The sequence below is a fragment of the Stenotrophomonas sp. 3diitr2024 genome (assembly GCF_042136455.1).
In the GTDB taxonomy this organism is placed as follows: domain Bacteria; phylum Pseudomonadota; class Gammaproteobacteria; order Xanthomonadales; family Xanthomonadaceae; genus Stenotrophomonas; species Stenotrophomonas sepilia.
On the sequence record NZ_JBHHMJ010000406.1, the window covers coordinates 1 to 3,770 of the forward strand.

The 3,770-nt window shown below is 65.8% G+C and carries 3 protein-coding genes; all 3 read left to right on the top strand.

What is annotated here, in order from left to right:
- Window positions 1–235 precede the first annotated feature (235 nt).
- The 3 genes from ABGA94_RS10110 to ABGA94_RS10120 all read left to right on the top strand — a co-directional run bounded on the left by ABGA94_RS10110 (window position 236) and on the right by ABGA94_RS10120 (window position 3,665).
- The gene (locus ABGA94_RS10110; protein ID WP_057497089.1) at window positions 236–529 is read left to right on the top strand and encodes a LysM peptidoglycan-binding domain-containing protein; all 294 of its coding nucleotides are present in this window, start codon (window positions 236–238) and stop codon (window positions 527–529) included.
- A gap of 43 nt (window positions 530–572) precedes the next feature.
- Entirely contained in the window at window positions 573–1,085 is a 513-nt protein-coding gene (locus tag ABGA94_RS10115; RefSeq protein ID WP_111102215.1) for a hypothetical protein, read from the top strand.
- A gap of 357 nt (window positions 1,086–1,442) precedes the next feature.
- A complete protein-coding gene (locus ABGA94_RS10120) occupies window positions 1,443–3,665 on the top strand; it encodes an NADP-dependent isocitrate dehydrogenase (protein WP_375367186.1) in 2,223 nt (740 codons plus the stop codon).
- Window positions 3,666–3,770 lie beyond the last annotated feature (105 nt).

Below are 3,770 nucleotides of genomic sequence, written 5' to 3' on the forward strand. Positions count from 1 at the left end.
CGGCTGCGACCTACCGCGAACTGCGGCAGTAACCGGTAGTGCCGGTCGCTGGCCGGCAACCGCAAGGAACCCGCGTCCAGGGCAAGGGAAAGCCGGCCAGCGGCCGGCACGACCGGACACCGTCTCTCCCGATTGTTCAGCCGCCCCGGGGGGCGGCTTCACATCTGCACCATCCCCATTTAACAACCGCCATGGCACCGTGCCAGTCACGTAGTCATGCAGACGGGAGTTGTGGATGAGTACCGAGAAGAAAGCCGATTTCTCCGGCGTCAGCAGCAGCGTCGACAGTACCGCCGAGCAGGTGCCGAAGGCGGACTTCTCCGGCGTCAGCGCTTCGGTGGACAGCACCGCGGACGTTGTCAGCGGCGGCACCTATACCGTGCAGAAGGGTGACTCGCTGTCGAAGATCGCCAAGCAGCATCTGGGCGACGCCAATGCCTGGAAGAAGATCTTCGAAGCCAACCGCGATGTGCTTGATGACCCGGACAAGATCTTCCCGGGCCAGACCCTGAAACTGCCGCCGAAGTAAGCCGGCCAGAACGCCGTCCGACAATCCCTGGGAGGAACCCCGAATGATCAAGACCACCCCGCTCCAGACCGCCCTGATCGCCGCCCTGCTGGGCAGCGTCGCCCTGGTCGGTTGCAAGAAGAAAGAAGAGTCGACCGACAACAATGCCGCTCCGGCAGCGACTGCTCCGGCCGAACCGGCGGCACCGGCCCCGATGACCGGCGCGCCGCCGCCGATGGCCGAAGCCGCTGCTGTCAGCGTCTCGTCGGTCACGGTCGGCAAGACCGCAGCCGCCGACAAGTCGGTTGCGACGACGGCTTTGTTCGCGCCGAAGGACGACATCATCGTCTCGGTCAAGACCGACGGCGCCGCCAACAACGTCACCGTTGGCGCGAAGCTGACCTACCAGGACGGCCAGGTGGCCGGCGAACAGAATGCCACGCTGAACACCAGCGGTGCCGAAACCACCAACGTCACGTTCAAGAATGCAAAGGGCTGGCCGGCCGGCAAGTACCGCGCCGAAGTCACCGTCGATGGCAAGGCGGCCGGAACGCCGCAGGAGTTCGAGGTCAAGTAAGTCCAGCCGACTCTCTCCCGGCAGGGCTCACGATGGACGCAGCCGCGAGGCTGCGTCCTTTTTTGTTGTGCGATGGTCGGCTTCATCCACGCATGGCGTGGATCCACTGATGCTGTGGGCGGGCTTCATCCAGGCGTGGATGGATCACAGCGTTGCCGGCATGCAGTACCGTCGCGTATGGCGTGGCTTTGCCCCGCGCGGCTGAAAACGCGACAATGCAGGGGTTTCCCCGCCGCGCGCCCACCCTGACGGCGACGGGGAAAGCGTGGGGCTCCGCCCCGCGCGCGACACGGTTGCACGTGGCCCGGCGCTGGCGCCGGCCTTCCCCTGAGCATTGCTACAGAGTCCAAGTCCCCCATGTCCAAGATCCTCTACACGCTGACCGACGAAGCACCGTTCCTGGCCACCCAGTCGCTGCTGCCGATCGTTGACGCCTACACCGCCACGGCCGGCATCGTGGTGGAAACCCGTGACATCTCGCTGTCCGGCCGCATCCTGTCGCAGTTCCCGGAACTGCTGTCCGATGCACAGAAGGTCAGCGACGACCTTGCCGAACTGGGCCAGCTGGCAACCACCCCGGACGCCAACATCATCAAGCTGCCGAACATTTCCGCCTCGGTGCCGCAGCTGAAGGCGGCCATCAAGGAACTGCAGGACCAGGGCTACCCGCTGCCGGATTACCCGGAAACCCCGGCCGACGACCAGCAGCGCGACTACAAGGCGCGCTACGACAAGGTCAAGGGCAGCGCGGTGAACCCGGTGCTGCGCGAAGGCAACTCCGACCGCCGTGCACCGCTGTCGGTGAAGAACTACGCGCGCAAGCACCCGCACCGCATGGGCGCCTGGGCGCCGGATTCGAAGTCGCATGTCGCGCACATGGCCGCCGGTGATTTCTACGGCAGCGAGAAGTCGGCCACCCTGGTCAATGCCGGTTCGCTGAAGATCACCTTCCACGGCAACGACGGCAGCACCGCTGTGCTGAAGGAAAAGACCGCGGTCAAGGCCGGCGAGATCGTCGACGCCGCCGTGATGAGCCGCAAGGCGCTGGCCGCGTTCATCGGTGAGCAGATCGCCGATGCCAAGGCCCAGGGCGTGCTGTTCTCGCTGCACCTGAAGGCGACCATGATGAAGGTCTCCGACCCGATCATGTTCGGCGTGGCGGTCAATGAGTTCTACAAGGACGTGCTGGCCAAGCATGCCGACGTGCTCAAGCAGGCCGGTTTCGACGCCAACAACGGCATCGGTGACCTGGCTGCGCGCCTGCCGTCGCTGCCGGAAGCCACCCGTGCCGCGATCGAAGCCGACCTGGCTGCCGAGTACGCACAGCGCCCGGGCGTGGCCATGGTCAACTCGGACAAGGGCGTCACCAACCTGCACGTGCCGAGCGACGTCATCGTCGATGCCTCGATGCCGGCGATGATCCGCGACTCCGGCAAGATGTGGAACGCCGAAGGCAAGCTGCAGGACACCAAGGCGGTCATTCCGGACCGCTGCTATGCCGGCGTGTACCAGGCCGTCATCGACGACTGCAAGGCGCACGGCGCCTTCGACCCGGCCACCATGGGCTCGGTGCCCAACGTCGGCCTGATGGCACAGAAGGCCGAAGAGTACGGCTCGCACGACAAGACCTTCCAGATCGCTGCCGATGGCGTGGTCAAGGTCACCGACGACGCCGGCAACCTGGTGTTCGAGCACACTGTGGAAGCCGGTGACATCTGGCGCATGTGCCAGACCAAGGACGCGCCGATCCAGGACTGGGTCAAGCTGGCCGTCGAGCGTGCCCGCCTGAGCAGCACCCCGGCCGTGTTCTGGCTGGATGCCGCCCGCGCCCACGACGCGCAGGTCATCGCCAAGGTCGAGCAGTATCTGAAGGACCACGACACCAACGGCCTGGACATCCGCATCCTGCCGCCGGTGGAAGCCACCGCGTTCTCGCTGGACCGCATCCGCAAGGGCGAGGACACCATCTCGGTGACCGGCAACGTGCTGCGCGACTACCTGACCGATCTGTTCCCGATCATGGAGCTGGGCACCAGCGCCAAGATGCTGTCGATCGTGCCGCTGATGGCCGGTGGTGGCCTGTTCGAGACCGGCGCCGGTGGTTCGGCCCCGAAGCACGTGCAGCAGTTCGTCGAAGAGGACTACCTGCGCTGGGATTCGCTGGGTGAGTTCCTGGCCCTGGCCGCGTCGCTGGAACACCTGGGCAACCGCTATGACAACGCCGCCGCCCGCGTGCTGGCCAAGGCGCTGGACGAAGCCAACGGCCAGTTCCTGGACAACGACAAGTCGCCGTCGCGCAAGCTCGGCGGCATCGACAACCGTGGCAGCCACTTCTACATCGCGTTGTACTGGGCGCAGGCCCTGGCCGCGCAGGACGAGGATGCTGCACTGAAGGCACGCTTCGCCCCGCTGGCCAAGGCGCTGACCGACAACGAGCAGAAGATCGTCGACGAGCTGATCGCGGTGCAGGGCAAGGCCGTGGACATCGGTGGCTACTACCGCCCGGACGTGGCCAAGGCCAGCAAGGCGATGCGCCCGAGCGCGACCTTCAACGCCGCGCTGGAGCAGCTGCGCGGCTGATCCGTCGCCGTTCGGCCGTGACCCCGGAACCCGCGCTTCGGCGCGGGTTTCTTTTTTGGCTCTGGGGTCAGATCCCTTTTGCCACGCAAAAGTGATCTGACCCCA

Coding starts and splice junctions, on each gene's coding strand:
- ABGA94_RS10115 (WP_111102215.1), top strand. CDS start 573: ATGATCAAGACCACCCCGCTCCAGACCGCCCTGATCGCCGCCCTGCTG.
- ABGA94_RS10120 (WP_375367186.1), top strand. CDS start 1,443: ATGTCCAAGATCCTCTACACGCTGACCGACGAAGCACCGTTCCTGGCC.
- ABGA94_RS10110 (WP_057497089.1), top strand. CDS start 236: ATGAGTACCGAGAAGAAAGCCGATTTCTCCGGCGTCAGCAGCAGCGTC.